The organism is Tomitella biformata AHU 1821 (assembly GCF_000524475.1).
GTDB classification, from domain to species: Bacteria; Actinomycetota; Actinomycetes; order Mycobacteriales; family Mycobacteriaceae; genus Tomitella; species Tomitella biformata.
Genome location: NZ_BAVQ01000022.1, coordinates 1 through 26,528, shown reverse-complemented (window position 1 = coordinate 26,528; position 26,528 = coordinate 1). Strand labels below are relative to the sequence as shown.

24 protein-coding genes are annotated in these 26,528 nt (G+C 68.1%); 13 read left to right on the top strand and 11 right to left on the bottom strand.

All coding sequences use genetic code 11. From position 1 onward, the window contains the following. Window positions 1-51 precede the first annotated feature (51 nt). Genes TBIF_RS08315 through TBIF_RS08305 form a run of 3 tightly spaced genes read right to left on the bottom strand, consistent with a single transcriptional unit; the run spans window position 52 to window position 2,264 of the window. Complete coding sequence (locus tag TBIF_RS08315) at window positions 52-840, bottom strand: SDR family NAD(P)-dependent oxidoreductase (protein WP_024794365.1); 789 nt, start codon at window positions 838-840, stop codon at window positions 52-54. A 33-nt stretch (window positions 841-873) separates the two neighbouring features. After that, window positions 874-1,098: a hypothetical protein gene (locus TBIF_RS08310; RefSeq protein ID WP_024794364.1), complete on the bottom strand. Its 225-nt coding sequence runs from the start codon at window positions 1,096-1,098 to the stop codon at window positions 874-876. A gap of 5 nt (window positions 1,099-1,103) precedes the next feature. Continuing rightward, entirely contained in the window at window positions 1,104-2,264 is a 1,161-nt protein-coding gene (locus TBIF_RS08305; protein WP_024794363.1) for a 3-ketosteroid-9-alpha-monooxygenase, oxygenase component, read from the bottom strand. A gap of 191 nt (window positions 2,265-2,455) precedes the next feature. Between TBIF_RS08305 and TBIF_RS08300 the strand changes: the two genes are divergently transcribed. From TBIF_RS08300 to TBIF_RS08290, 3 genes are all read left to right on the top strand, one after another. Then, complete coding sequence (locus tag TBIF_RS08300; protein WP_024794362.1) at window positions 2,456-3,154, top strand: TetR/AcrR family transcriptional regulator; 699 nt, start codon at window positions 2,456-2,458, stop codon at window positions 3,152-3,154. Between the two features lie 30 nt (window positions 3,155-3,184). Further along, window positions 3,185-5,395, top strand: coding sequence for an acyl-CoA dehydrogenase family protein (locus TBIF_RS08295; RefSeq protein WP_024794361.1), 2,211 nt, complete (start codon window positions 3,185-3,187; stop codon window positions 5,393-5,395). A gap of 65 nt (window positions 5,396-5,460) precedes the next feature. Continuing rightward, window positions 5,461-6,084 carry a PaaI family thioesterase gene (locus tag TBIF_RS08290; RefSeq protein WP_038170473.1) on the top strand — a complete coding sequence of 208 codons (624 nt, stop codon included), beginning with the start codon at window positions 5,461-5,463 and terminating at the stop codon, window positions 6,082-6,084. A 74-nt stretch (window positions 6,085-6,158) separates the two neighbouring features. Here the strand turns inward: TBIF_RS08290 and TBIF_RS08285 are convergent, their stop codons facing one another. From TBIF_RS08285 to TBIF_RS08270, 4 genes are all read right to left on the bottom strand, one after another. After that, window positions 6,159-7,082 carry an amidohydrolase family protein gene (locus TBIF_RS08285; protein ID WP_024794359.1) on the bottom strand — a complete coding sequence of 308 codons (924 nt, stop codon included), beginning with the start codon at window positions 7,080-7,082 and terminating at the stop codon, window positions 6,159-6,161. 35 nt (window positions 7,083-7,117) lie between these two features. Continuing rightward, window positions 7,118-7,603: a nuclear transport factor 2 family protein gene (locus TBIF_RS08280; protein ID WP_235174594.1), complete on the bottom strand. Its 486-nt coding sequence runs from the start codon at window positions 7,601-7,603 to the stop codon at window positions 7,118-7,120. A 1-nt stretch (window position 7,604) separates the two neighbouring features. Then, entirely contained in the window at window positions 7,605-9,299 is a 1,695-nt protein-coding gene (casG, locus tag TBIF_RS08275) for a steroid-24-oyl-CoA synthetase (RefSeq protein ID WP_024794357.1), read from the bottom strand. Between the two features lie 86 nt (window positions 9,300-9,385). Next, window positions 9,386-9,769, bottom strand: coding sequence for a RidA family protein (locus TBIF_RS08270; RefSeq protein ID WP_024794356.1), 384 nt, complete (start codon window positions 9,767-9,769; stop codon window positions 9,386-9,388). A 269-nt stretch (window positions 9,770-10,038) separates the two neighbouring features. Here TBIF_RS08270 and casI point away from each other — a divergent pair, with 269 nt between their 5' ends. Beyond that, complete coding sequence (gene casI / locus TBIF_RS08265; protein WP_024794355.1) at window positions 10,039-11,724, top strand: steroid-22-oyl-CoA synthetase; 1,686 nt, start codon at window positions 10,039-10,041, stop codon at window positions 11,722-11,724. A gap of 1 nt (window position 11,725) precedes the next feature. On the opposite strand, the gene TBIF_RS23240 is transcribed toward casI, so the two are convergent. Beyond that, the gene (locus TBIF_RS23240; protein ID WP_024794354.1) at window positions 11,726-12,499 is read right to left on the bottom strand and encodes a PadR family transcriptional regulator; all 774 of its coding nucleotides are present in this window, start codon (window positions 12,497-12,499) and stop codon (window positions 11,726-11,728) included. Window positions 12,500-12,706: 207 nt separating this feature from the next. After that, window positions 12,707-14,017, bottom strand: coding sequence for an HNH endonuclease signature motif containing protein (locus TBIF_RS23235; RefSeq protein WP_024794353.1), 1,311 nt, complete (start codon window positions 14,015-14,017; stop codon window positions 12,707-12,709). Window positions 14,018-14,244: 227 nt separating this feature from the next. Between TBIF_RS23235 and TBIF_RS25355 the strand changes: the two genes are divergently transcribed. Then, window positions 14,245-14,838, top strand: a complete 594-nt coding sequence (locus tag TBIF_RS25355; protein ID WP_024794352.1) for a TetR/AcrR family transcriptional regulator — start codon at window positions 14,245-14,247, stop codon at window positions 14,836-14,838. Here TBIF_RS25355 and TBIF_RS08245 read toward each other — a convergent pair. After that, window positions 14,835-16,424, bottom strand: a complete 1,590-nt coding sequence (locus tag TBIF_RS08245) for a flavin-containing monooxygenase (protein WP_024794351.1) — start codon at window positions 16,422-16,424, stop codon at window positions 14,835-14,837. The two genes, TBIF_RS25355 and TBIF_RS08245, sit on opposite strands and share 4 nt — an antisense overlap. A gap of 121 nt (window positions 16,425-16,545) precedes the next feature. Here TBIF_RS08245 and TBIF_RS08240 point away from each other — a divergent pair, with 121 nt between their 5' ends. The 8 genes from TBIF_RS08240 (at window position 16,546) to TBIF_RS08200 (ending at window position 25,545) form a co-directional block, all read left to right on the top strand. Beyond that, on the top strand, window positions 16,546-17,469 hold the full coding sequence (locus TBIF_RS08240) for an alpha/beta hydrolase (protein ID WP_024794350.1): 924 nt from the start codon (window positions 16,546-16,548) through the stop codon (window positions 17,467-17,469). Next, the gene (locus TBIF_RS08235) at window positions 17,462-19,159 is read left to right on the top strand and encodes an N-acyl-D-amino-acid deacylase family protein (RefSeq protein ID WP_024794349.1); all 1,698 of its coding nucleotides are present in this window, start codon (window positions 17,462-17,464) and stop codon (window positions 19,157-19,159) included. Before TBIF_RS08240 ends, TBIF_RS08235 begins: the two co-directional genes overlap by 8 nt. 402 nt (window positions 19,160-19,561) lie before the next feature. Then, complete coding sequence (locus tag TBIF_RS08225; RefSeq protein ID WP_024794347.1) at window positions 19,562-20,311, top strand: SMI1/KNR4 family protein; 750 nt, start codon at window positions 19,562-19,564, stop codon at window positions 20,309-20,311. A 63-nt stretch (window positions 20,312-20,374) separates the two neighbouring features. Beyond that, on the top strand, window positions 20,375-21,193 hold the full coding sequence (locus tag TBIF_RS08220) for a MaoC/PaaZ C-terminal domain-containing protein (protein ID WP_024794346.1): 819 nt from the start codon (window positions 20,375-20,377) through the stop codon (window positions 21,191-21,193). Between the two features lie 71 nt (window positions 21,194-21,264). After that, a complete protein-coding gene (locus tag TBIF_RS08215; protein ID WP_024794345.1) occupies window positions 21,265-21,957 on the top strand; it encodes a PadR family transcriptional regulator in 693 nt (230 codons plus the stop codon). Between the two features lie 93 nt (window positions 21,958-22,050). Then, window positions 22,051-23,700, top strand: a complete 1,650-nt coding sequence (casG, locus tag TBIF_RS08210) for a steroid-24-oyl-CoA synthetase (protein WP_024794344.1) — start codon at window positions 22,051-22,053, stop codon at window positions 23,698-23,700. 2 nt (window positions 23,701-23,702) lie between these two features. Then, complete coding sequence (locus tag TBIF_RS08205) at window positions 23,703-25,184, top strand: acyl-CoA carboxylase subunit beta (RefSeq protein ID WP_024794343.1); 1,482 nt, start codon at window positions 23,703-23,705, stop codon at window positions 25,182-25,184. 37 nt (window positions 25,185-25,221) lie between these two features. Next, window positions 25,222-25,545 carry a hypothetical protein gene (locus TBIF_RS08200; protein WP_024794342.1) on the top strand — a complete coding sequence of 108 codons (324 nt, stop codon included), beginning with the start codon at window positions 25,222-25,224 and terminating at the stop codon, window positions 25,543-25,545. Between the two features lie 69 nt (window positions 25,546-25,614). Here TBIF_RS08200 and TBIF_RS08195 read toward each other — a convergent pair whose 3' ends face one another. Then, window positions 25,615-26,247: a superoxide dismutase family protein gene (locus TBIF_RS08195; RefSeq protein ID WP_024794341.1), complete on the bottom strand. Its 633-nt coding sequence runs from the start codon at window positions 26,245-26,247 to the stop codon at window positions 25,615-25,617. Between the last annotated feature and the right edge of the window lie 281 nt (window positions 26,248-26,528).

The window sequence follows — 26,528 nt, the reverse complement described above, 5'->3', positions numbered from 1 at the left end:
CGGATCGGTGCTGAGCACAGATCCGGCCACCTCTAGCTTGTACTGAGAAGGCTAGCGGCCCATCAGCTTTCGCATGGCCGCCGCGGCGCCCTCGACCATCTTGTCGCGGGGGTAGCCGGAGCGGGCCTCCGCGGCGGAGGTGTCGCCGCCGACGATGTAGACGGGGCCGTTGGGCAGCTGCTCGAGGCCCTGGCGGGCCACGTCCTCGGGCTCCCAGACGACCATGCCGGGGATGTCGAAGTTCAGCCCTGCGCGCGCCATGGCGGGGGTGCGGGTCACGCCCAGCACCAGCTCCAGGACGTGCACGCCGTGCTCCTTCAGCTCGAGCCAGAGGCCCTCGGCGAAGATGCGGCTGAACGCCTTCGACGCGGCGTAGATGCTCTGGTGCTCGGCGCCGAGGTAGCCAGCCATCGAGCCGAGCAGCATGATGCCGCCGCGGCCGCGCTCGCGCATCGGCGCGCCGAACACGTGCGAGAGCTCGAGCTGGCGGTCGATGTTGAGCTTGACGACGCCGCGGAAGCCGTCGAGGTCGCCGGTGACGAACTCGTGGCCGTAGCTGTTCGCGCCGGCGTTGAAGATCATCAGCCCGACCTCGACGTCCGCGACGGCCTTGCTGATGTTCTCGATCGCGTCGTCGGCCAGGAGGTCCTGCGCGAGGGTGCGGACCTCGACGCCATGCTTGCGCACGGCCTCGGCGGTCTCCTCGAGTGGGCCGGGCTTGCGGGCGATCAGCAGCAAGTTGATGCCTGCCTCCGCGAGCTGGTCGGCGAAGGACGCGCCAACGCCCTCGGAGCCGCCGGCGATGACGGCCCAGGGGCCGTAAAATTCCTTGTCGATCATGTGGTCCTCTGGGTCAGCGAAATGGGTGTAGGGCTAGTCGGGCACGACGATGGAGCCGTCGAGCACCGCGGCCTCGATGGAGTCGCGCATGGCCTTGCAGCTGGACGCGTCGACCTGACGGTCTCCCGCGGCGGCGAGCGCCTGGAACTGCGCGCAGGTCTCCTCGGCGTCGTTCTGCCACTGGATCGAGGTGTGGTGGAAGCTGAACTTCTCCACCTCGACGTGGGTCCCGCAGGTGTGGCAGGCGTGCGGCTGCATAGCCATTACAGTGCCGCGGCCTTCTGGGCCGCTGCCTCTTGTGCCTTGACGTTCTCGGCGACCTGCTTGCGCCAGGCCTCGACCGGCTTGCTCGTGTCCATCTCGAACTCGAAGCGGGCCGTCATGTCCTCGGTGATGTCCGCGACGTCGACGTAGAACTGCTCGTACCAGCGACGCAGCTGGTAGACGGGGCCATCCTCCTCGCAGAGGAGCGGGTTGTTGATGCGCGTCTTGCTCTTCCAGATCGCGACGTCCTGCTCGAAGCCCTTGGTGATGAACGCGGTGTTGCCCTCGGCGATCTTGTCCGCCATGCCCTCGGGCAGGTCGGCCGTCTTCTTGACGGTGGTGCCGTACATGAGGACGAACTTGTCGGGGGAGATCGGGTAGTGGCAGTTCACCAGCACGGAGGTGACGTCGTAGTCCGGGTAGTGGTACACCAGGTCATCGATCATGAAGGCGGGGCCGTGGTATGCGGCGATCGAGGAGTTGCCAATGGCCTTCTGCGAGCTCTCGGCGCGCTTGGACGCCATGTCCTCGCGGCCCTCGCCATTGAAGTACTGGATGGCGGTGTGGCCCTCGAAGATGTTCTTGAAGTACACCGGCAGCGAGTAGTGCACGTAGAAGAAGTGCGCCATGTCGACGACGTTGTCGACAATCTCGCGGCAGTTCGTGTCGATGGTGATCGCGTGCCAGCGCCAGTCGGTCCACTCGGCGTCCGGGGTTCGCATGATCGGGACGGTGACGTCGGCGGGCGGCTGCTTGCCCTCGGGGTCGTTCCACACGTACAGCAGTTCGTCCTGCTCCATGGTGGGCCAGGTCTGCGTGCGGGCGCGCATCGGGACGCGCTTGGCGTAGGGGATGTCCTTGCACTTGCCGTCGCCGCCCCAGCGCCAGTCGTGGAACGGGCAGGCGATCTCGTCGCCCTTGATGGTGCCCTGGGAGAGGTCGCCTCCCATGTGGCGGCAGTACGAGTCGAGGACGTTGAGCTTGCCCTCGGAGTCGGCCCAGATGACGAGCTTGCCGCCGAAGGCCTCGATGGAGTGGGGCTTGCCGTCGCGGAAATCCTTCGCCAGGCCGAGGCAGTGCCAGCCACGGGCGAACCGCTCTGGGGCATTGCCGGCGTCGATAGTGCGGATCTCGTCTTGGTCTTGCACAACGTTGGTCATTATTTGCCGTCCTTCACACACGGGGCTGTGGCTTTTCAGTGACGCTAGATGCGGCCCGGCAGGGCAGACGCGTTGATCTCATCTACCGGGATTGTATGGACTCTCGGCGTTCGGGACGGCGAATTCCGCAGGCGCTGCAGGTAGGGAAGACTAGGGCGGCATTGTCCGGGGCGTAATAGAGGGAGGCGTGGATGCCGAGGATCGGGGAGTCTCGTGCTCCGGCGGAGCCGTCGTCCAAGTTGCAGCACGAGAAGTACGCACGGATGCTGAAATCGGCGGAGGAGCTCGCGTCGCAGCATCGCTTCGACCATGTGCAGATGCACGATGTCGCGAAGTCTGCGGGCATCGCCATTGGCACCCTCTACCGTTATTTCCCGTCAAAGACCCAACTGTTCGTCAGCGTCATGGCCGCGCAGATCGAGGGACTCACCGCGCAGTCGATCAGGGCCATCCGGGAGGACCTGCCGCCCTGGGAGTCGGTCGCGAGCATCCTGACCCAGGCCCTGCGCTCGCTGATGGCGCGGCCCATGCTGGCCGACGCCATGATCCGCTCGCTGAACATCGCGCACGTGGACAGGGTTGTCGACGTCGCGAAGATCGATGAGGGGTTCAAGGAGGCGCTGTGGGCCGCCGCCCGTATCTCCGTGCCCACAGAGGAGGACGACCGGCTGGCGCGGCTGGTCAACCAACAGTGGTTCGGGATGGTCCAGTCCTGCCTGAACGGGCACATCTCAGTGGAGACCGCGGAGGCCGACCTGCGCCTGGCCTGCGAGCTGTTGTTGGCGGATTTGACCAGTTCCCGCCGGTGGCGCGAGCTGCCCGGCGGCGGGCGAAGTCGGGACCGCGTTGCCACCGAACATTCGAGTGGAATACGTTCTAAAAATAGCTAACGCCCAGTCAGAAGAGCCAGTGAGGAACCCATGACGATCGGTTTGACAGAGGACACCCGCGACCTGCGTGACGCGGTGCGCGGCTGGGCCAGTCGGCACCTGACCCCGGACGTGCTGCGCGATGCCGTCAACGCAGAGTCGGAGTCGGCCCCCGGCTACTGGTCCGACCTTGCTGAGCAGGGTCTGCTGGGCCTGCACCTGCCCGAGGAGTTCGGCGGCGCCGGCACCAGCCTCATCGAGACGGCGGTGGTGGTCGAGGAGCTCGGCCGCGCCATGATCCCCGGCGCGTTCACCTCCACCGTTCTGACCGGCGCGGTGCTGGCCGACGCCGGCCACACCGCCTTCCTCGCGGGCTTTGCCGACGGCACCGTCATCGGCGCGATGGCCGTGGACCCGGGCACCCTCACCCTGACCCGGGAGGATGGCAAGGCCGTGCTCGACGGCGTCCCCGGACTCATCATCGGCGGCGCGCTGGCCGCCAAGCTCGTCCTTCCCGCGCACGACGGCGACGCGATCGTCTGGGTGGTCGTGGATCGCGGCCAGGTCGATGTGGAGGAGCTGACCAGCTACGACGTCACCCGACACCTCGTGCGCGTGACCGTCAGCCGCGTCGTCATCGACAGCGCCGACATCCTCTCGGTCAACGACTCCAACCGCCCGCTGGACCTGGCCGCCACGATCTTCGGCGCGGAGGCGTCGGGCATGGCGGACTGGAACGTGACCACTTCCGCCGAGTACGCGAAGGTGCGCCGCCAGTTCGGCCGCCCCATCGGGCAGTTCCAGGGTGTGAAGCACCGCATCGCCCGGATGCTTGCCCGCGCCGAGCAGGCCCGAGCCTGCGCCTGGGACGCCGCCCGCGCTCTGAGTGAGGGCGGCGCCGCCACGCAGGACGAGGCCTCGCTCGCGGCCTCCGTCGCCGGCGCGGTCGCCATTGAGGCGGCGTTCAGCACCGCCAAGGACAACATCAACAACCTCGGCGGCATTGGCTTCACCTGGGAACACGACGCGCATCTGTATCTGCGCCGCGCCCAGACCCTCCGCATCGTCCTCGGCTCCACGGCCGTCTGGCAGCAGCGGGTTGCCACGCTCGCGCTCTCCGGCGTGCGCCGCAAGCTGGGCGTCGAGTTGCCCCCGGAGGCCGAGCAGATCCGCGCCGAGATCCGCGCCGAGCTGATCCCCGCCGGCGCCGTGAGCGGCGCCGAGCGCACGGCCTATCTGGCCGAGCACGGGTATACCGCCCCGCACTTCCCGGCCCCGTGGGGCAAGGGGGCCGACGCGGTCAGCCAGCTCGTGATCGCCGAGGAGCTCGCCGCGCTCGAGCTCGAGGCGCATGACATGGTCATCGGCAACTGGGTGGTCCCCACGCTGATCGAGCACGGCAGCGCCGAGCAGCAGCAGCGCTATATCCCCGGCTCCCTGCGCGGCGACATCGTCTGGTGCCAGCTGTTCTCCGAACCCGGCGCCGGCTCCGACCTCGCTGGCCTGGCCACCAAGGCCGTCAAGGTCGAGGGCGGGTGGGTGCTCAACGGCCAGAAGGTGTGGACGTCCGTCGCGCGGGAGGCCGACTTTGGCATCCTCCTCGCCCGCACGGACGCCGACGTCGCCAAGCACAAGGGCATCTCCTACTTCGTGCTCGACATGAAGTCCGCGGGGCTCGATATCCGGCCGCTTCGTGAGATCACCGGCGAGGCGCTGTTCAACGAGGTCTTCCTCGATAATGTCTTCGTCCCCGACGACGCGCTGATCGCGCAGCCCGGCGACGGTTGGAAGCTCGCCCGCACCACCCTCGCCAACGAGCGCGTGTCCCTGTCCCGGGGCTCCTCGCTCGGCGGTGGCGGCGAGCGGCTGCTGGAGGTGGCGGAGGAGATCTGCACCCAGCGCGGCGAGGCGGCACTGGACGCGCAGATGTCTACGACGCTCGGCCAGGTGCTGTGCGACGCGCAGTCCGGCGGGCTCCTCGCGCTGCGCGGCACCATCCGCAGCCTCTCGGGCGCTCAGCCCGGCGCTGAGTCCTCGATCGCGAAGCTGCTGGGTGTGGACCACCGCCAGCAGGTGTGGGAGGTGATCATGGAGTGGGTCGGCACGTCGATGCTCGTCGGCACCCACGGGCGCAACGACCCGACCCGCTGGTTCCTGAGCACCCGCAACCTGTCGATCGCCGGCGGCACCACGGACGTGCAGCTCAACATCATTGGCGAGCGCCTGCTCGGCCTGCCCCGCGACCCGGCCCCAGGACAGTAGTGGCCGCCGAGGAGGCCCGGGCGGTCCCGGCCGAACACTCCGGCAAGGGCTTGTCGCACGCCACGATGGCGAACACCCCCAGCGGCACGGTCATCACCTCCCCGCGTGGGGATACCCCCATCGACCAGGCCACCGAGGCGGCCCGACGCGTCATCGACGCGTTGCTGCGCACCAACCGCGACGACGCGAACCTCGCGCGCGTCGCGGCGGAGCTTGATGCCATCGCCGACCACCTCGAGGAGCACGCCGGCCCGGTCCAGGAGCGGCTCGTGGACATGTGGTCAGGGGAGGGCGTCACCCGCCACGACCCCGTGACCGGGCCAGAGAACGCGGTCGCGCCGCCGCTGGTCTTGCGCGGCTACGACGACGCCTCCGTGCGCGGCGAGGTGGCCCTGACCATCCCGTACCAGGGCCCGCCCGGCTGCGTGCACGGCGGCGTCTCCGCGCTGCTGCTCGACCATGTTCTGGGCGTCGCCAACGCCTGGTCCGGCAAGGACGGCATGACCGCGCAGCTGAATGTGCGGTATCACCGCCCGGCTCCGCTCTTCGAGACCCTCGAGGTCTCTGGCCGCCAGGAGCGGACCGAGGGCCGCAAGATCTGGACCACTGGTCAGATCTCGCACAACGGCGAGGTGTGTGTGTCGGTGGAGGGGTTGTTCATCAACAAGAAGGTGCCGCGCCCGACATAGCCACACGTTTTTAGGGGTTACGCGCGCTCACGCAGAAAATTCTGCGCTGGGACCTGCGTGAGCGTGCGTAACTCCTAGACGGCTATGCCGAACAGCCGCACCGCGTTGTCGAAGCACACCGCCCGCAGCCAATCATCGCCCAAATCCAGCCGCTGCAGGGCATCGAGCGACTCGATGTACGGGTACGGGATGTTGGGGAAGTCGCTGCCGTGCAGGATGCGGTCCTGCAGGGTGAGCAGGCGGGCACGGTCCGCCGGGGGGAACGGGATCTCGGCCTCGGTGAAGGTGGTGAAGGCCATCGTGGTGTCGAGGTACACGTTGGGGAAGCGCTCGGCCATGTCGAGGAACTCGGTGTACTCGGGCATGCCCATGTGCGCGATGATCAGTGGCAGCTCGGGATGGCGCTCGAGGACGTCGTTCACCGGGGCGGGCCCGGTGAACGTGCCGGGGGCGGGGCCGGAGCCGGCATGGATTACCGTCGGGATCTGGTGCTCCTGGAGCAGCTCCCAGACGGGGTTCAAGAGCGGGTCGTCTGGAGAGTAGTTACCCACCTGCACATGGGATTTGAAGATCCGGGCACCATGGGAGATAGCTTCCGCAACGTATTCGCCGGCGCCGGGCTCGGGGTAGAACGTGGCGGTGTGCAGGCAGTCCGGGGTGCGGGCGGCGAACTCGGCGGCCCAGGAGTTGAGCCACGCGGCCATGTCCGGCTTATGCGGATAGAGCATCGAGGAGAACGCGAGGATCCCGAAGTCCCGCAGCCTCTGCATGCGGGCGTCCTCATCCTCGCGGTAGGCGATCGGCCACACCCGCCCCGTGAGGGGCCCCGCGGAGTCGAAGTACTGCCACACCTTGTCCAGCACCTGCTTCGGCATGAAGTGCGTGTGCACGTCGATCAGCCCCGGCAGTCCTAGCCGCTCCCAGAACGCGCGGACCGCGGCGATGTCGGCGGCCCGCGTGTCCGCGGGGGACTTCTCGGCGCTGAGGTCGTCAGTCATCTGGGGGTGCTCCATCTCTGGTCGATCCGGGCAGCTCAAGGGTGGGGCAGGGTGACTGGCACGTCCTCGATGAAGTCCACCAGCAGCTCGCGTCGGCTGATCCACCACCGGCCGTCCTGGCGGACGAAGGTGTCCCGGTAGCGCACGTGCAGGCGGTTGTCGCGGTGTGCGTCGCCCTTGCCATAGATGTGGTGGGCGGTGCAATAGGTTTCGGCCTGAACCGTGGTGGCGGTGCCCGCGCCCAAGAGCACCTGCTGCGCAACGATGTGCCGGGTGGACCGCAGATGCGCAACGGCCGCGAGAATCTCATTCGGCAGGCGCACGCCGGTCAGCGCGGCGTGCTGGCCGGCGCCGACCATCGAGGCCGGGCGGATAAGCGCGGCGTCCGGGGTGAGCAGCGCGGCCAGCATCGGCTCGTCGCGACGATCGACTGCGTAGGCGTAGGCGTCGACGAGGGCGCGGATCTCGTGCAGATCGCGTTCGGACGGCCGGGAGATCGGGATGATCGAGTCGTGGGTCACGTCAGCCAGTATGGCCCGGTACGGAATCGTGGCCAACCGCGGAGCCGTCGCGGCCTGCGCGCGGGGCCTCGACGACTTTCCTGGCGATCTTGCCAGTCGCGTTGCGGGGCAGCCGATTTGTGGTGATGCGCCAGCGCGCGGGCCGCTTGAAGTAGGCGAGCCGCTTCGACACCCAGTCGTTCAGCGTCTCCTCCGTGACCGGGTCGGACTCGGAGGTGACGACTACCGCGACCACGATCTGGCCGAGGTCCTCGTCCGGCGCGCCCAGGACGATGCACTCGATCACGCCGGGACACTCGTCGAGACACTGCTCGACCTCGGTGGGGTACACGTTCTCGCCGCCGCGCAGGATCAGATCGGAGCGCCGGGAGTTCAGATATAGCAGGCCGTCGCGCATGGACCCGATGTCGCCGGTGTGCAGCCAGCGGTCCTTGTCGATGGCGGCGGATGTCGCCGCGGGGTTATTCCAGTAGCCCAGCATGATGTACGGGGCCCGCACGCAGACCTCGCCGTCCACGCCGTCAGGCAGCACGACGCCGAACGGATCGCGGATCTCCATCTCCACAGTCAGCGTCGGGCGGCCCAGGGTGCCGGGGTTCTCCGCGAGGTCGACGGGGGTCGCGACGGCGATTCCCGTGCAGCTCTCGGTCAGTCCGTAGCTGTCTACGAGGCTGTTCTTTGCGAAGGGGATGCGTTCTCGCACTTGCCGTTTGAACTCCGGGGAGGACGGCGCGGAGGCCAGCGCGAAGGAGGTCATCGAGGAGGTGTCGTACTTGTCGAAGTCCCCGGACTCGACGAGCCGCTTCGCCATGGTGGGCACCGCGCCCCAGTTCGTCACGCGCTCGGACTCAATCAGGGCCAGCACCCGGTTGGGGTCGAAGGACCCCTGGTACATGACCACGGCGGTGCCGGTGGCCAGGCTGGGGAGCGCGAGGTTGTGCAGGCTGGCGATGTGGAACAGGGGCGAGGTCAGCAGATAGCGGCGCTCGACCGGATGCGCGGCGCCGAGGCTCTCCAACAGCTTCTCGTTGAAGTGGTGGAAGTCGGTGACGGCGATGGCGTTGCGGTTCGAGTGGACCGCGCCCTTGGGCCTGCCGCTGGTGCCGCTGGTGTAGAGGATGATCGCGGGATCGTCCTCGTCGATGGGTGTCTGGGGGAGGGGGGCGCCGGTGTGGGCCGCTGCGAGGCGGGGGATGTCGTCGTCGAGGCAGAGCACCGGGATATCGACCTCGCCGAGCGAGTTCAGGCGCTTGCGGTCCACCACGAGGAGCTTCGGGGTCGAGTCGTCCAGCGCGTGCGCCACCTCGGGAGGCGACCACCATGCGTTGAAGCCGACTGCGATGGCGCCGAGCACCTGCGTGGCCCAGAACACCTCCACCCACTGCGGGCTGTTGGCGCCCAGGATGGCGACACGGTCCCCCTTGCCGATGCCGTACTGCTCCGCGAAGGAGTGTGCCAGCGCGCGGACATCCGCTGTGTGTTGGGCGAACGACACGCGCTGCTCTTCGCTGACCAGGTAGTCGGCGTCGGCGAACCGCTCGGACTTCGCGAAAACATCGGCGAGGGAGCGCTCCCGGTTCCGCATCACAGTCAGCGGGGCTCCCAGCACCTGTTCCTTCACCAGCTCGAACTCCCCACCGGGACCGGTGAGGTTGCCGATCAGCGCGGCAAACGCGGCCTGCATGTCTGTGGCCATGAGTATGAAGCCTCCCTGTGCGTCGCCGACCTTGGCGTTGTTGACAGATTAGTGCGGACGGTGTTGGTGATCGCAAACTATCCGATCTAGCGCGGTGCGGACGCGATCGCCTTGATCTCCACGAGTGTGCCCGGCATCCCCAGCCGTTCCACGCCCACCGCGGTCCACGCCGGCCGCGCCGGGCCCTGGAACTCGGCCTTCACGGCCACGAACTCCGCCATGTGCTGCGGGTAGGAGGTGTGGAAGGTGGTCAGGTCGACGATGTCGGCGGGCGTCAGCCCAGCCTGCCTGAGCACGCGAGAGAGCGACTGGAACGCCAGTTGGTATTGGGCGATGGGGTCCTCGGGCGGGTTGCCTTGCTCGTCGTGGCCCACCTGCCCGGAGAGGAACACGAGGTCGCCGGCGCGCGTGAACTCGGCGAACTGGTACTGCTCTAGCCAATTGAGCTCTGGGTTGGCGGGGTCGGTCATCGTGGCGGGTCCTCACTCTGCGGGCCGGCTGGGGTCGGGTCCGGCACCTCAGTTTCGCGGGAAAGGAGGATAGGTGCCCGCCGGGCTTCCAATCATTGGGACGGTCTGGCGGCGCGGACGCGAAGATGTCTACCGTCGACCGCATAACGCGCTGCCGGCGAGGACCCGCCGCGTCGCGACCACTGGGGTAAATGCATGAACATTTCACGGAGGACTTCGATGCGTAATCTGGATGCGGACAATCTAGCCCTGACGGCGGTGGACCGCTGATGTCCCAGGTAGACCGCAGCTCCATCGTCGAGCTGCTACTTGACCGCGTCGGCGACACCCACCTGGGCACTCGCTCCAAGGACCAGGACTGGACCTGGGACGAGACGGTGCGCGAGAGCGCGACGCGGGCCGCGGCGGCGCAGTCGCTGCGCCGCGAGGGCCCCTTCCATATCGGGGTGCTTCTCGAGAACGTGCCCGAGTTCCTCTTCTGGCTGGGCGGCGCGGCGCTGTCCGGCGCCGCGATCGTCGGCATCAACTCGACCCGCCGCGGCGCGGAGCTCGAACAGGAGATCCGCTACGTCGACTGCCAGCTGATCGTCACCGACGCGGCCGGCAAGGCGCTGCTCGATGGCCTGGACCTGGGCCTCGGCGAGGACCGCTTCCTGCTCATCGATTCCCCGGAGTACGCGGCGCTGTTGGCCGAGCACGCCGACGCTCCGGTAGAGGTCGCGGAGGGCGTTGACGAGGACACGCTCTTGCTCCTGCTGTTCACCTCCGGCACCACCGGCATGTCGAAGGCCGTCAAGTGCAGCCAGGGCCGCCTGACCCGCCTGGCCTATCAGAACAGCCGCAAGTACAGCATCAAACGCGAGGACATCAGCTACTGCTGCATGCCCCTGTTTCACGGCAACGCGCTGATGGCGCTGTGGGCGCCGTCGCTGGCCGTCGGCGCGACTGTGGTGCTGACACCGAAGTTCACCGCGTCGGGATTCCTGTCCGACATCCGCTTCTACGGCGCCACCTTCTTCACGTACGTCGGCAAGGCCCTCGGTTACCTGATGCTCACGCCCGAGCAGCCGGACGACACCGAGAACACCATCACCCACGGCTTCGGCACCGAGGCCTCGCCCGACGACCAGAGCGAGTTCAAGCGGCGCTTCGGCGCGGAGCTGTTCGAGGGCTACGGCTCCAGCGAGGGAGCGGGCAGCGTCCGCCTGGACCCCGCGGCCCCCGCCGGCGCGCTCGGGCGACCCGCGCACGACGGCATCGCGGTGGTCGACGCAGCCACCTTCGTCGAGCGCGGGCGTGCGGTGCTCGACGAGCACGGCCGGGTGCTCAACCCCGACGAGGCCATTGGCGAGATGGTGAACAAGGAGGGGGTCCGGGCGTTCGAGGGCTACTACAAGAACGATGAGGCGGACGCCGAGCGGATCCGCAACGGCTGGTACTGGACCGGGGACCTCGGTTACGTCGACACCGAGGGCTTCCTGTATTTCGCGGGCCGCAAGGGCGACTGGATCCGCATCGACGGCGAGAACACGTCGGCGCTGATGATTGAGCGCGTGATCCGCCGTTACCCGCCGGTGGTCACGGCCGTCGTGTACGCGGTGCCGGACCCGCGCTCGGGGGATCAGGTGATGGCCGCCATCGAGGTTGAGGAGGGCGGGCAGTTCGATCCCGCGCACTTGCGCGACTTCCTGGCCAGCCAGGAGGACCTCGGCACGAAGGCGACCCCGCGATTCCTGCGCGTCTCCACCGGGCTGCCGACCACGGGCTCCAACAAGGTGCAGAAGGCCAAGGTCAAGGCGGATGCCTGGCGCAGCGCCGACCCGATCTACCAGTGGACGGGCCGTGGCGGCGTGGAGTACACGCTGATGTCGAACGAGGACAAAGACGTCCTCGAGGCGGAGTTCGGCAAGTTCGGCCGCCAGCGGTTCCTGGGGGACCTGCCGGTCCAGGGCTGAGTTACTCGCTGCTGGACTCAGCGGCGGGGGCGTCGGCGTCGTTCTCCTCGGCCAGGACCAGGTAGATCGACTTCCGGGCCTGGGCGAGGATCTGGTGGACGGCCGCGATCTGGGCGTCTGTGCCCCTCTTGGCGACGATCCGGGTGGCGGTCTGCACGTCATCGATCGCGCTGCGCAGGTCGTGGCGTCCGTCGGCGCCGCGCGACATCGCCCCGAACGGATTGCCCATGGCGGCGGCGTTCTCCTCCACGTGCTGCTTGCCCGCCTCGGTCAGGGTGGCCAGCTTTCGCCCGCCCTCCCGGGTGATGGTGATCAGGCCCTCGTCCTCGAGCTGGGCGATGGTCGGGTAGATGGCCCCGGGGCTGGGGCGCCATGCGCTGCCGGTGCGCTCCGCGATGGCCTGCATGATCTGGTAGCCGTGCATCGGCTCCTCAGTCAGCAGCAGCAGCGTTGCGGTGCGGATGTCTCCGCGCTGTGCGCGACCTCGCCCGCGGCCCCCGCCTCGCGGACCGCCGCCTCGTGGGCCGCCGCCGCGTCGGCCGTGGGGGCCCTCCCCGTGCGGGCCGTGCTCGGCGTGGGGGTGTTCTGCGCCGAAGCCCATGGGTTCTCCGGTTTGGGGCGCGCCGGCCCAGGGCTCGCGACCCAGCCCGCCGCCTCGGGGATGGCGGCCGCGGCGGCCGTCATCGCCGCTGAATCCGAAGCCCATCCGGGCGCTGTTGTCGTGGCGGCGGCGTGCTCCGTGGCCGCGCATGTGGTCATTGTTGTGGCTGTGCATGTGTTTCTCCTGAATATCGTGACATCGTCACTCTTTCTGGGTGACTACATCACGATATATCGTGATAGTCCGTTTGTCGAGAGTGTAAATGGGTCAGGTTTGCGGCGGGCCGCGGCGGCGGCGGTTCGCGTTGAGACCGCGTGCAGGCAGCCCCATCGGCGTTGACTCCGTGGGGTTGCCCGTGGTTGAGGGGCTGTCGGGTGGACCTCAGGCGGTGTCGTGAACGGGGCGACCCCTGCTGTTCAGCCAGCGCCTAAGCGGGTCGATTCTCTCCGGCGGGCGGAATATCGGATGCCGATTCGCGGCCATCGCTATATCCCAACCGTGATGGTGGACGGCTCGGTGGTGCTCGGCGCAGAGGGAGGCGAGATTGTCGATGTGGGTGCGTCCGCCGTGCACCCAGTGCACTAGGTGGTGAGCCTGTGTCATGCCGGAGGGGCGGTTGCAGTGGGGGAAGGCGCACCCGCGATCTCTGTCGGCGAGGGCTTGGCGGAGCTTCTTCGACGCGAACCTCTCGCCGGTGTCGACGGCGAGCGGGGCGCCGTTCTCGTCGGCCCCGATCATGAGCATTTCGCAATCACAGGCGATCCGCTGTGCCGTGGCCAGCGAGACCGGGCCCATGCAGCTGTTCCAGCCCAACCTCATCGTGTCGAGGGCCTCGTCGAGACGGCCGGCGCGGATGAGCGCGATGCGCTCGGCATGTGTGGGGATGTGCCCGAACAGGGCATCGAGGTTGATGTGCACCGTAAGCCGGGGCCGCTCGCCGTTCTCCTCGGGGCGTTCGCGGCTGGCGAGGTGCGCGTCAAGGATGTCGCCGAGGGCCTCCGCTCGCCGCATCGCGGCGGGCCGCTTGTCCGGAGTCCCGTCGTGCTCGGGGCGCGGGGCGGCGTAGGGGCGGAGCGCCTCCTCGAGCTTGGCGGCGGTCTCGGCGTCGAGATCTCCATTGAGGAAATGGCGCCCGTACAGGCCCTGATGGATGAATAGCTCGTTGCGGTCGTGGTCCTCCGACGGCGGCACGTCGTCCGTGAAGGCTTGCCGGATCGTCTCCTCTTCCTCGCGCAGTGCTTCAGGGTCATGGGTGCGGGCCGCGTCGAGGAGCTTGGCGCGAATGTCGGGGATGTCGTCGTCCGTGGCGTTCTTCGGCGGGAACTCGAGGAACTTAATGATCCGTTTGGCCTCGCGGCGGCTGATCTCGGACTGCGCATAGGAGGTGAGGATTTCTCGGTGCTTGCACATGCCGATGGCGAAGGCGATCTCGGCGCGAGCGTCCGACTGCCGCAGGGTAGCTCGCCGATGCAGCCAGGCGGCGGCGGCCTTGTCTGCGCCGCAGATGGGATCACGGGAGACGATGGCGTCCAGGAACTGAAGCTCGAGCACGTCCGCGGAGAGGGCGTCGGCTATCCATTGCTCCGTCAGCTCGTAGAGGAGATCAGTGGGGAGGGCTTCCGGGGCCACGTCCAAGGGACTCGCGAGCATGGCGATCGCCTGCCTGTCGAGTTGAATCCCCGGGGTGCACATGACCCAAGTTTATCCGAACAGGCTATCTAACGTGGCAGATTTAGCACAATTGACCTGCGGTTATGTACCACCTGTCACTCTAGGAACTCTGGTTCACGCCTGCCCCAGAAATTGGTGTGCGGGGTCTCGAGCGTCGCAAGGCTTAGGGGATCCCGAACGATGGTGTGGTCACCGGCTTGGTCTGGAACACTCGACGCGGTAGTGGCCCAACAATCCGGAGGTTAGCGGTGAGCAGTGGGACAGCGCGATCGCCGCAGCCGCAGGATCTCCCGCGCGGGCAGCGTCAGCGTCGCGAGCGCATCATCGAGGCGGCCGCAGCGCTATTGGACGCGCAGCCGTTTGAACAGATTCAGATCCGCGACGTCGCGGAGTCGGCCGGCGTCGCGCTCGGCACTCTGTATCGGTACTTCGGCTCGAAGGAACACCTCTATGCGGCAGTGCTGTGGGCGTGGTCGGACGCCCGGCCGGAGCGCGCGCCGGCCGCGGATGAGTCCGATCCGGAGTCTCGGTTGCGGGCGCGGGCCCTGCAGTCCGTGGCGCGGTTCGAGGCCCAGCAGAATTTCATCGGGCTCCAGCACGTCATCCAGCAGTCCGCCGACGCCGAGGCGCAGGCGCTCTACCGGGACTTCTCGAGCTTGGTGGTCGAGTCCTTCCGCGGCGAGCTCGTCGGGGTGGAGGAGGCCGCGGACCTCATCACGGTCGTGTCGGCGGTGCTGACCTTTGCGCTGGGGCTCTATCAGCGCGGCGGCACCACGATGGCTGAGGTATACCGCATCGTCGACCGGGCGATCACGTTGGTCTTCCAGGGGCCCCGCGGCTAAGAGAGGTTGAACCCCTCGTACCCCGCCGCGGCCACCGCGTCGCACTTGGCGCGGTACGGCCCGATCCCGCCGGGGTACGGCATGAACCTGCGTGGCTTGCCAGGGATGTTCGCGCCCAGGTACCAGGAGTCGGCCTGCGGATAGAGGGTTGCCGACGCCACCGTGTTCACGTGCTCCACCCAGTCGTCCTGGGCCAGTCTTTGGGCCTCGCTGACGCGGAAGCCGTTGGCTCGCAGGTACTCCACGTGCTCGGCGAGCCACTCCACGTGCTGTTCGATGGAGACGGCCACATTCGTCAGCACCGACGGGCTGCCGGGACCGGCCAGAACGAACAAGTTCGGGAAGCCTGCGGTCGCGACGCCCAGGTAGGTGCGCGGGCCGTCCGCCCACGCCTCCTGCAGGGCGAGCCCGCCGCGGCCGAGGATGTCGATCTTGGCCAGCGCGCCCGTCATCGCATCGAAGCCGGTGGCGAACACCAGGATGTCGAGCTCGTGGAGCTGATCGCCGGCTCGCAGACCGTCGACGGTGAGTCCCGTGATCGGGTGCGCGCGCACGTCCACCAGGGTGACATTCGGCCGGTTGTACGTCTCGAAGTAGTCGATATCGACGCACGGGCGCTTGGCCGCGAAGGGATAACCAGTGGGACACAGCATCTCGGCGGTGGCCGGGTCCCGCACGGTCTCGCGGATGCGGTCGCGCACGAAGTCCGCCGCCAGGTCATTGGAAGCGGCGTCGGTGAGCAGGTCGCCGAACGTCATCGTCATGCCGATGCCGCCGATGTCCCAGCGCTCGCGGAACAGCTTCTCCCGCTCGACATCTGAGACTGACTGTGCGGACAGGGTGCCAGGCGTGATGTTCCAGCCGCCCGGGGTCTGCAGGGCGCTGGCACGGCGCTGCTTGTGGGTGCGCCGGGCGTGCTCGATCTGCTCGGGGCTGCGCTCGTGGTTGCGCGCGGGCAGGCTGAAGTTGGGGGTGCGCTGGAAGACAGTGAGATGCGCTGCACGACGGGCCAATTGGGGGATCACCTGGATGCCCGACGACCCGGTGCCGATCACGCCCACTCGTTTGCCTGCGAAGTCGACCTCCGTGTCTGGCCACTGGGCGGTGTGCAGGATCTGGCCGGTGAACCCATCGAGCCCGGGCAACTCCGGAATGTTCGCGGCGGACAGGCTGCCGGTGGCCATGAATAGCAGGCCTGCCTCGACGGTGTCGCCCTGGTCCGTCGTCACCTGCCAGGAGTTCTGAGCCCATTCGGCGGCGTCGACCCGGGTGCTGAACGCGATATCGCGGCGCAGGTCGAAACGGTCGGCGACGTGCCGCAGGTACGCGTAGATCTCCGGCTGCGGCGCGTAGCGCTCGGTCCAGACCCACTCGCTCGCGAGGTCGTCGTCGAAGGAGTACGAGTAGTCCAGGCTCTCCACATCGCACCGCGCGCCGGGGTAGCGGTTCCAGTGCCAGGTACCGCCGACCTCGTCGCCGGCCTCGAAGAGCCGCACGCTCAGGCCCTGCGCCTGGAGCTTGTGCAGGAGGTAGAGGCCGGAGAAGCCGGCGCCGACGATGACGGCGTCGAAGCGGGTGGTGGTCATGGGTGGCGTGTCCTTCGGAGCGGCGGATCGGGATTCTGGCGGTGGGACTCGGAGTGGCGCAGGTCTCATAATAGATCTAGGTTCTAGTTTCACACCCCGCCGTCCCACTAGGAGCGCCCCAGTGACAGCCGCCGCGAGATTTCCACTGCTGGATCCACACACCGCAGGGCTGGTCGACGCCATGGCCAAGGCTGGCAACACCCCGATGGTCGAGCTCCCGGTGTCCGACGCTCGCGCTGTGATCGCCGCGACCGCCGGCACCTGCGCGCCCGGCCCGGAGCTGAGAACGGTCGAGGAGGTGGAGCTCGCCCCGCATTTCGGCGGACGGCTCTACACGCCTGACGTGGTTCGGGGTGAGGGTGCCGTTGTCTACTTCCACGGCGGCGGCTGGGTCACCGGCGACCTCGAGTACGCCGACGCGACCTGCCGACTCATCGCGGACGCCTCCGCGATGCCGGTCCTCAGCGTCGACTACCGCCTTGCCCCGGAGGCGCCGTTTCCCGCCGCGGTCGAGGACGTCCTCGACGCCGTCGACTGGGCCGCGCGCCGGTGGGATCGGTTGGTGCTCATGGGCGATAGCGCGGGCGGCAACCTCGCGGCGGTCTGCGCCCAGCGGTTACGCGCGGACGAGCGCATCGCGGGCACGGTCCTGGTGTACCCGGTGGTTGACGGGGATCTGGACCGTCCGTCCTACGTCGAGAACTCGGACATCTTGATCGGGCGGCGGGAGATGGCGTGGTTCATCGACCATTACTGCCCGGACCCCGCGGACCGTGTGGACGCGTCGTTTGCCCCGATCCGCGCGGCTGACCTCTCCGGTCTGGCCCCCACCGAGGTGTTCGTTGGCGGGCATGACCCGCTGCGCGATGAGGGCCTCGACTACGCGGCGCGCCTCACGGCGGCGGGGGTCGACGTGCGGCTGCACCACCTGGAGCCGCTGGCGCACGGATTCCTGCAGTTCACCGCAATCATCCCGGCGGCCGTCGCCGCGGCCCGCGAGGTCGCCGCGGCGCCCGCCCGAATTATGGAGACCCACCATGCATGATCTCGTTATCCGCGGCGCCACCGTCATCGACGGGACCGGCGGGCCGGGCTTCGCCGCCGATATCGCCGTGGACGGCGGCCTCATCACCGTCGTCGGCGAGGTTGTCGCGAGCGGCCGCACCGAGATCGACGCCCGTGGCAAGCTGGCCACCCCGGGCTTCGTCGATATCCACACCCACTACGACGGGCAGGTCAGCTGGGACGAGCTGCTCACCCCGTCGAGCCTGCACGGCGTGACCACGGTGGTGATGGGCAACTGCGGCGTCGGCTTCGCGCCCGTCAAGCCGCAGGATCGCGACTGGCTGATCAACCTTATGGAGGGCGTCGAGGACATCCCCGGCAGCGTCCTCGCGGAGGGGATCAGCTGGGACTGGACCACTTTCCCCGAGTACCTCGACGCGATCGAACAGCCGCGCGCCATCGACTTCGGGGCGCAGGTCCCGCACGGCGCGCTGCGCACCTTTGTGATGGGGGAGCGCGGCGGGGACCACGAGTCCCGCCCCACCGCAGACGAATTGGCGCAGATGCGGGTGATCATCGCCGACGCGGTCCGGGCTGGAGCTCTGGGCTGGTCGACGTCGAGGACCGCCGTGCACAAGGCCGCGGACGGGTCGCCGACACCGAGTCTGACCGCCTCGCGCGAGGAGTTGCTGACGATGGCGCTGGGCCTCAAGGACGCGGGCGACGGCGTCATCGACCTCATCTCCGACTTCATCGACCGGCCAGAGGAGATGGCGTTCGTCCGAGCCGTCGCGGAGGCCTCTGGGCGGCCCGTGTCCGTGTCGATCACCCAGGCTGGGGCGGACAAGGACAAGTGGCGCGCGCTGCTCGAGGGCCTGCAGCAGATCGGCGAGGAGACCGGCGTGCCGATCCGCGGCCAGGTGGCCTCGCGAGCCATCGGCGTGATGCTCGGTTGGGAGCTGAGCTGGCACCCGTTCATGAGTTGCCCCTCCTATCTGGAGATCGCGGATCTGCCTGTGCCGGAACGCCTCGCACAGCTGCGCCGGCCCGAGGTGCGCGACGCCATCCTGGCCCAGGTGCCGATCGAAGGGGCGGCGCTGCACGCGCGGCTCTCGCAGAGCTTCGAGAACCAGTTCATCCTGGGCAGCCCCGTGAACTACGAGCCGGGGCCCGAGTACTCCATCGACGCCGCGGCGGCCCGCGCAGGAGTCCTCCCGGAGGCTCTGGCCTATGACCACATGACCGCCGGCGGCCTGCTGTACTTCCCGATGCTCAACTACCTCGAGGGCAACCTCGACGCCTGCGCCGAGATGCTCGAGCACCCCATCACCATCCCCGCGCTCGGCGACGGCGGCGCGCACTGCGGTGCGATCTCGGATGCCAGCTTCCCGACGACGATGCTCACCCTCTGGGGCCGGGACCGCGTGCGGGGCAAGTTATTCCCCATCGAGTGGCTGGTCAAGCGTCAGACCGCGGACACCGCCGAGGCGCTCGGTCTGGGGGACCGCGGGGTCATCAAGCCGGGCTACCGTGCGGACCTCAATGTGATCGACTTCGAGCGGCTCCAGGCGGGCGATCCCTTCGTCGCGTACGACCTGCCGACGGGCGGGCGGCGGCTGATGCAGACGGCGGCCGGCTATGAGGCGACGATCGTCGCGGGCGAGATCGTGTTCCGTGAGGGCGAGCACACGGGCGCGTTGCCGGGGCGGTTGATCCGGGGGTCTCGATAGGGGCTGGAACATCGGTTTCTCCTGGCAAAGAGCACGGCTGTGGAAGCATCGACGGATGTGTCTGTGGAGCCTCCTCAGTGCCCGGCCCGACGAATGGTGGTATCCACGGTGAGCTGGAACGGGATGCAAGCTGTCGCTAGGGCTGCGGCGCTGTTGGCAGTACTCGGGTTGGCAGCGGCCTGCACGGCAGACAGGGGCGGAGTCGCAGTGGAATCGCAGTTCGAACAGGAGACGTCCTGGTCCTTCGCTTGCCCGACGACGGTCGTCGGCAGTTCCTCCCTCGTCAATGGCACCGAGTAGGACCGAGAGACCGCGCTGGCCACCGCGATCGAGCGGGGACGACAGCTCATCCTCGACGAGCAAAGTCGAGGTGGGGACGTGTGCGAACCCGGGACAGTTTTCGTGAGCATCAATCAGGACATGGCCTGGGTCAGCGGCTTCTTCGATCCAGAGCTTTCTGATCCGGAATTGCGCGAGCGCATCGAGGTCGCGATCGCAGAACAGAGGGCAGCCGACGAGCTGGCGCGTGACGCGCCGCCCGCGGAGCCGGTGCTGTCGGCGACGCCTCCGGGATCGGTCGCCGTGCAGTGGAGCCGGATAGCGGAGTGGATGGGGGAGAACTTGCCGGCGGTGCCCATCGTCGGGGCCGATCCGGACAGGATTGCCCGGGCCGAGGCGGCCACGGGGGTTAAGTGGCCGGCGGAGCTCATCGAGCTATTTGAGGATGTCAACGGGCTGCCGCTGGATAGCTCGGCTCCGATCCTGCCGGGACATGGGTTTTTTGATCTGGACCGGATGCTCGGGGAGAGACAGATGATGCTGGATGTGGCCAGCAGGCTCGACGACGGTTGGCTGCGAGAGGAGGCCGTCGGCTCCCAGGCTGGAGACACCGCAGGGATGATCCTGCCGGAGTTCATTCCCATCGCGGGCCTGGACAACTACTACCTATTTGTGGACACCCGCCCGGGCGAGTTGTCTGGCTGTGTCACAGAGTTCGCTGATGAGGGAGCCGATGGCAGCGGCCCGCGCTGGCTCTCGATCAGCGCGATGCTCGCCGATCTTGCGAACAGCCTCGAGACGGGGGAGGTCTTCGCTTGGGGAATGAAGCCCATGATCGTCGACGGCATGCTCGAGTGGAGGTACGAGCCCTAAGCGCCTCTCGCTCACCGAGAGCCCCAAGCGTTGGCGCTGGGCGTCCCGGCTAGCGTCCCGCCTATGGCTCAACACCGTGAACTCGACCCCCGTCCCGCCGGCGAGTGGAAGGGCGTCGACCTCGGCGCCCGCACCGTCTCCTATACCGAGCGCGACGCGATCCTCTACGCCCTCGCAGTCGGCGCGCAGGCGACGGACCTGGACCTGATCTTCGAGGAGCGCCTGCGGGTGCTGCCCACGTTCGCGCTGACCCTCGCGCAGTGGGCCCCGGACGCGCTGGGTTCGCAGGGCGGTTTCGACACTCGGCTCTCGGTGCACGGATCGCAGCAGCTTCAGGTGTTGAAGGATCTGCCGCGCACGGGCGAACTCCACCTGGCCGCGCGCGTGACCGAGGTATGGGACAAGGGTTCGGCGGCGGTGTTCGACATTCTCGTCGAGTGCGAGTACTTCGAGGCCACATGGTCGATTTTCGCGCCCGGCAGCGGCGGCTTCGGCGGCGAGCGCGGCCCGTCCAAGCCCATCGGACCGCAGGGGGAGCCCGACGTGGTCCTGCCCGTGCAGACCTATGCGACGCAGGCAGCGACCTACCGCCTGACGGGCGATCGCCACCACATCCACATCGACCCCGAGGCGGCGGCCGGCATCGGGCAGCCCCGTCCGATCATGCACGGGCTGTGCACGATGGCCGCACTGACCTTGCCCCTCGCCGCGCGCCTCGGCGTGCACCCGGCGGATCTAAAGGAGCTCTCGGGCCGGTTCGCCGCGCCGGTATTTCCGGGAGATGAGTTGGACCTGTCGACGTGGGCCGACGGCGAGCACATCGACTTCGAATTGGTCAGTGGCGGCGCCGCCGTGATCTCGGGCGGACGGCTGCGGTTCTAGTTGAGCGGGCGGCAATTCAATTTAATTAAGGTGTCGCTGCGGCACGCTGTGTCGACTGTTAGCGTGGACATATGCATGACTCCGTGGACGAAACCCGTGCCACCGACGAGGCGAGCTACCCCAAAATGCCCGCTAACGCGTGGACTGTGCTGGGGATGCTCGCATTCGGCGAGGGGCTGTCCGGCTACGACTTGAAGACGTGGGCCGATTGGAGCCTTAACTACTTCTATTGGAGCCCGTCGTTCAGCCAGGTGTACTCGGAGCTGAAGAAGCTCGAGGTCCTTGGTTTCGTGGAGTCGGAACTGGACGCGGAGACCGATGCCCGCGGTCGTCGGGTCTACACAATCACCCCGGCGGGGACGGCCGCGTTGCGCGCCTGGGCGCGTAACGCAGAGGTCGACCAGCCGGTGCTGAAGCATCCGATGATGGTGCGGATGTGGCTCGGCCACCTCAACGAGCCGGACCGGCTCAAGGAGATGGTGCGGGAGCACATCGTGTACGTGGAGGGAATGCGCGACGGGGCGGCGCTTCGCGCGCAGCAGACCTCCGAGCTGCCGACCTGGGAGTTCGCCAGCATGGCTATGCGCTGGTCGGCGCGGTACTACCAGGCCGAGCGCGACCTCGCAGAGCAGTTGCTAGCCGATATCGAGGAGGTGGCCAGGAGTTTCGAGGGCACCTCGAAGGTGGCGGGGAGCACCGAGCCGGTCCCGGTGGACCCCGGCCGATGGAAGCGGTATCGGGAGGGCACCGAGACCGCCGATTGACCTGCCAGGACGCGGCAACCTACGCTCCACCAAGCAATTGCTTGTGTGGTGGGTGCAGGCAGGTATTCGACGCGGTATGAGGAGTAGGCAACGATGGCGGCACTGACGCGCGAGGCAGCGATCGAGCAGGTTACTGGACCGGGAGGTCCGCTCGAGGTCGGCGTCGAGCAGGTTCAGGGCCACCCGTTGCCCGTGTACACCGGACGCTCGCGCGCGCTGCGGGACATGCTGCTGGACTCCGCGAAGTACGGCGACACCGAGTACCTCATTTGCGACGGCCTGCGCCTGACCTACACCGAGAACCTGCGCCGCGTCACCGCCCTGAGCCACGCGTTCAAGGACGAGTATGGCCTCGGCAAGGGTGACCGCGTCGCGATCCTGGCGGCGAACAGCGCCGAGTGGATCATGAGCTTCTGGGCCGCGACGTCCCTGGGCGCCGTCGTCGTCGGGATGAACGCATTCTGGTCGCGCGCCGAGATCGAGTACGGCCTCGACCACTCGGAGCCGAAGATCCTCATCGCGGACACCCGCCGCAGAGAGAATATCGGCACAATGGCGGCCGACCGCGGCATTCCGATGTTGTCCATTGAGGAGGACATCGTCCGCCTGGCCACCGAGCCCGGCGCGCCGGCGGAACTGCCCGCGGTGGAGATCGACGAGGACGACGCGGCCGTCATCCTCTACACCTCGGGGACGACGGGCCGGCCCAAGGGCGCGGTGCACTCGCACCGGAATGTCATTGCCGCCGCCGACTTCTTCCGCTTCAACGACGAGCTTATGGCCGCGTTCGGCCGCCCGCGCACGATGCGCAATTACCTCATGACCAGCCCGCTGTTCCACATCGCGGGGCTGCACAACCTGTCGGTCCCGCGACTGGTCGCCGGCGACACCCTGACGATCTACACCGGCCGCTTCGAGGTGGACCGGGTACTGCGGGTGATCGAGGCCGAGCGCATCGAGAGCTGGGGTGCGGTGCCCACGATGGCCAGCCGCCTCGTCGAGCGCGGCGACCTGTCGGGTTATGACCTGTCCTCGCTCAAGACGATTTCGCTCGGCTCCGCGCCGTCGTCCGTGGAGCTGAAGGAGAAGCTGCGCAAGCTGATCCCGGCCGTCGCGCAGTCCCTCGGCACCAACTACGGACAGACGGAATGCTCCACCGCGGCCACGTTCGCCACCGCGGCGGACCTCGAGGCCGACCCCACCACCGTCGGCAAGGCCATTCAGAACGTCGAGGTCGTTGTCATGGACACGGCCGGGGCGATCGTGCCCGACGGCGTTGAGGGCGAGATCTGTGTCCGCGGCGCGCAGGTGATGCTCGGATACTGGAATAACCCCGAGGCCACGGCGGAGGCGATCGACGCCGCGGGGTGGCTGCACACTGGCGACCTCGGCACCATGCGCGACGGCTACCTCACCATCAGCAGTCGCCGCTCGGACCTGATCTTGCGCGGCGGCGAGAACGTCTACCCGGTGGAGATCGAGAACGCTCTTGCGACGCACCCCCGCGTGCTCGAGGCCGCGGTGGTCGGGCTCGAGCACCACGACCTAGGCGAGGAGGTCGGCGCGCTCGTCGTCCTGGATGCCGCAGACGCGGCCGGGGGCGAGGAATTGTGCGCGCACCTAGCCGAGCAGATCGCCAAGTACAAGATCCCCACGAAGTGGCGTTTCACCACGGAACTGTTGCCGCGCAACGCCACCGGCAAGGTCATCCGGCACGGGCTCGACGAGCTGATCACCAACTAGCCGTGACCCACCGCGACGACTGGGCGCCGCTGCTGGCGGATCTGGCGCGGCGCACCGAGGCCGCCCTAGCTATGGGCGGGCCGGAGAAGCTGGCCAAGCGCCGCGCACTGGGCCGGGTCGATGCCCGCGAGCGCATCGGACTCCTGCTCGACGCCGACTCATTCCGCGAGATCGGCGCGCTCGCAGGCGAAGTGCCCGCCGACGCGTTCATCGCTGGACACGGGCTGATCGACGGCCGGCCGGTGTTCGTCGGCGCGGAGGACTTCTCCGTCGCCGGCGGGTCCATCGGCACCGCCGGCGCCACCAAGCGCGCGCGGCTGGCTCACCTCGCCCTGCAGGAGCGACGTCCTCTTGTGCTGATGCTCGAGGGCGCCGGTCATCGCGCCACTAACGCGCTGCGCGGAGAACGCCCTGCCCCCAACGACTTACAGGCTCTGGCGGATCTTGCGGGTCTCGTGCCCACCGTCGCGATCGTCACCGGGCCCTCCGCCGGGCACGGTGCCCTGGCCGCGCCGCTCTCGGACTTCACGATCATGGTGGACGGCCACTCCGCGCTGTTCACGGCCGGCCCGCCGCTGGTCGAGGCGTCGCTGGGGGAGAAGGTCACCAAGGAGGACCTCGGCGGACCTGCCGTGCACGCGGGAATCAGCGGTGTCGCGCACAATGTCGCGGCCGACGTCGACGAGGCCTGCGCGCTGGCACGCCGCTACCTTGCGCTGATGCCCGCCAACGCGTGGTCTTTGCCCGAGGTGATCGATGCGGAGGGGGACCGCGCCGTGGAGGAGCTGCTCGATATCATCCCGCCCGACGCGCGCCGCCCTTATGACATGTGTGAGGTCCTGGAAGCGGTGTGCGAGGACGTTTTCGAGCTCGCACCTCTGCACGGCCGCTCGATCATCACTGCGCTCGCCCGCATCGGGGGACGGCCTGTCGCTGTGATCGCGAACCAGCCCAGTGTCATGGCCGGCGCGATCGATGTCGCCGCCGCGGAGAAGGCGGCCCGGTTCATCCAGATCGCTGACGCGTTCCACCTGCCGCTGATCCAACTGGCCGACAACCCCGGCGTGCTCGCGGGCAGTGCCTCGGAACGGGCCGGGATCTTGCGGGCGGGGGCTCGGATGTTCGCCGCGCAGCACCGGGCGGACGTGCCGAAGATTCATGTGACGCTGCGCAAAGCGTTCGGATTCGGCAGCTCGGTGATGGGACAGAACGCCTTCAACGGGCAGACACTATCGCTGGCCTTCCCCGGCGCGGTGCTCGGCGGCATCCCCGCGAAGGTCGGCGGCCAGACCTCCAAGGCGGACGCGGACACGACGAAGGCCTTGGTGGAGAACGAGGCCGCGGGGCCCTGGCGGCTGGCCGGCACCGCCACCTACGACGCCGTCATCGACCCCCGGCAACTGCGCAATGCGATCCTCGACGGGCTGCGGGTCGCCCGCACTCCGGTGGCCGAGCCGGTCTTGCGGGCGGGGTATCTGCCGTAGTCCTGACCTGATCGGGCCATTTCACTACGGTGTTGCGATGGGGCGGATTACGGTATTCGACGAGCCAGCCAAGGCGCTGGCGGAGGACCTGCTCGCCGTCGGTCTGCCGGATTTGCGCGACGGGATCATCGAGGCCTTCACCTATCAGCCACTGGATGACCGCCACGTCGCCGATATCTGCGACGCGCTGGCCCTCGTGGTGGCAGATCCCAGACCTGCAGCCCGCGACAAGGCTGAGGCGCAACGGTTGCTTGATGTCGCGGGAACTCTGCTGGAGCATATTGGCTGCTGCGGGGTGGTGCTGATGGTGTGGCGGTGGACCGCCACCGCGCAGTCGCGGCGATGGGTGGCGGAATCCTGATTCTGGGTGTGCCGAGATCGGCCACGAAGGACGAACAGCGGGGGCGCTGCCACGCGTCCTATTCGGCGGTCAGGGGAACTGCACCGGCACGCAGGCCAATCGGTCCCCGGCCATGCCCGCCTTGCCGGGCTCGGTGCTGGTGCGGTGGTCGTGGATCACGATCGACTGGGCTTCGCCGGGCCGGAATTCCCATTCCACCATCGTGGCCGCGCTGGCGTTGCCGGCGGAGTCCGTGGTGAAGTCGAGCCACACCTCGTTCTGGGTGTTCGCGTAGGCGGGGTCGCTGGATGGAGTCTCCGGCGTCGCCGCGGGGTCCTTCTGATTCTGGTAGTGCGGACCGGAGTCGGACGGCGTCGGCCCACATGCCAGTGTGTGCGCGTGGGCACCGTACGCGCGGTCGGGCTGTAGGCCCGTCACCTGGATGTCGACGGTGGTCATCCCGTCGGCCTCGTCAACCTCCGCGGTGAGGGTTGACCCGATCGGCACTGCGGCCTCGTTGTAGGTGAAGTCGGGCCCGGCCGCGCTGAACGCTCCGCCCGAGTCTGCGACAGCGGTGGTGGGCTCGGCGCTGGTGCTGGCTGTGGAGGATCCGCTGGGTGGTGGGGTGCTGGACGGGTTGGCGGAGTTGTTTCCGCTTGAGCAGCCCGTGGCGATCAGGGCGGTGACGGCGATGCCGACGGCGAATACGGTGGTTCTACGCATGGTTCCTCCCGATAGGTTGGCAGTCATACCTAGCCCACGGTACGGCGCAGAACGGGGCAATGCGAGATGTCGGTGGCGGTCATCGCGATGCCGTGCGCTGTCAGGCAGGGGACCCAACGTGATTCGGCCGGGGCGGGTCGCGGTGCTGTAATGCCGTCCTTGACGGGCTGCGGGTCGCCCGCACACCCGTGGCCGAGCCGGTGCCGTGGGTAGTGCCCCGTGTAGTGGTGGAATTCGGATCAGCGTAGCGATCAACGAATCAGCGTGAACGCTAGGCGATT

Coding starts and splice junctions, on each gene's coding strand:
- TBIF_RS08315 (WP_024794365.1), bottom strand. CDS start 840: ATGATCGACAAGGAATTTTACGGCCCCTGGGCCGTCATCGCCGGCGGC.
- TBIF_RS08310 (WP_024794364.1), bottom strand. CDS start 1,098: ATGCAGCCGCACGCCTGCCACACCTGCGGGACCCACGTCGAGGTGGAG.
- TBIF_RS08305 (WP_024794363.1), bottom strand. CDS start 2,264: ATGACCAACGTTGTGCAAGACCAAGACGAGATCCGCACTATCGACGCC.
- TBIF_RS08300 (WP_024794362.1), top strand. CDS start 2,456: ATGCCGAGGATCGGGGAGTCTCGTGCTCCGGCGGAGCCGTCGTCCAAG.
- TBIF_RS08295 (WP_024794361.1), top strand. CDS start 3,185: ATGACGATCGGTTTGACAGAGGACACCCGCGACCTGCGTGACGCGGTG.
- TBIF_RS08290 (WP_038170473.1), top strand. CDS start 5,461: ATGGCGAACACCCCCAGCGGCACGGTCATCACCTCCCCGCGTGGGGAT.
- TBIF_RS08285 (WP_024794359.1), bottom strand. CDS start 7,082: ATGACTGACGACCTCAGCGCCGAGAAGTCCCCCGCGGACACGCGGGCC.
- casG (WP_024794357.1), bottom strand. CDS start 9,299: ATGGCCACAGACATGCAGGCCGCGTTTGCCGCGCTGATCGGCAACCTC.
- TBIF_RS08270 (WP_024794356.1), bottom strand. CDS start 9,769: ATGACCGACCCCGCCAACCCAGAGCTCAATTGGCTAGAGCAGTACCAG.
- casI (WP_024794355.1), top strand. CDS start 10,039: ATGTCCCAGGTAGACCGCAGCTCCATCGTCGAGCTGCTACTTGACCGC.
- TBIF_RS23240 (WP_024794354.1), bottom strand. CDS start 12,499: ATGCACAGCCACAACAATGACCACATGCGCGGCCACGGAGCACGCCGC.
- TBIF_RS23235 (WP_024794353.1), bottom strand. CDS start 14,017: ATGTGCACCCCGGGGATTCAACTCGACAGGCAGGCGATCGCCATGCTC.
- TBIF_RS08245 (WP_024794351.1), bottom strand. CDS start 16,424: ATGACCACCACCCGCTTCGACGCCGTCATCGTCGGCGCCGGCTTCTCC.
- TBIF_RS08235 (WP_024794349.1), top strand. CDS start 17,462: ATGCATGATCTCGTTATCCGCGGCGCCACCGTCATCGACGGGACCGGC.
- TBIF_RS08220 (WP_024794346.1), top strand. CDS start 20,375: ATGGCTCAACACCGTGAACTCGACCCCCGTCCCGCCGGCGAGTGGAAG.
- TBIF_RS08215 (WP_024794345.1), top strand. CDS start 21,265: ATGCATGACTCCGTGGACGAAACCCGTGCCACCGACGAGGCGAGCTAC.
- casG (WP_024794344.1), top strand. CDS start 22,051: ATGGCGGCACTGACGCGCGAGGCAGCGATCGAGCAGGTTACTGGACCG.
- TBIF_RS08200 (WP_024794342.1), top strand. CDS start 25,222: ATGGGGCGGATTACGGTATTCGACGAGCCAGCCAAGGCGCTGGCGGAG.
- TBIF_RS08195 (WP_024794341.1), bottom strand. CDS start 26,247: ATGCGTAGAACCACCGTATTCGCCGTCGGCATCGCCGTCACCGCCCTG.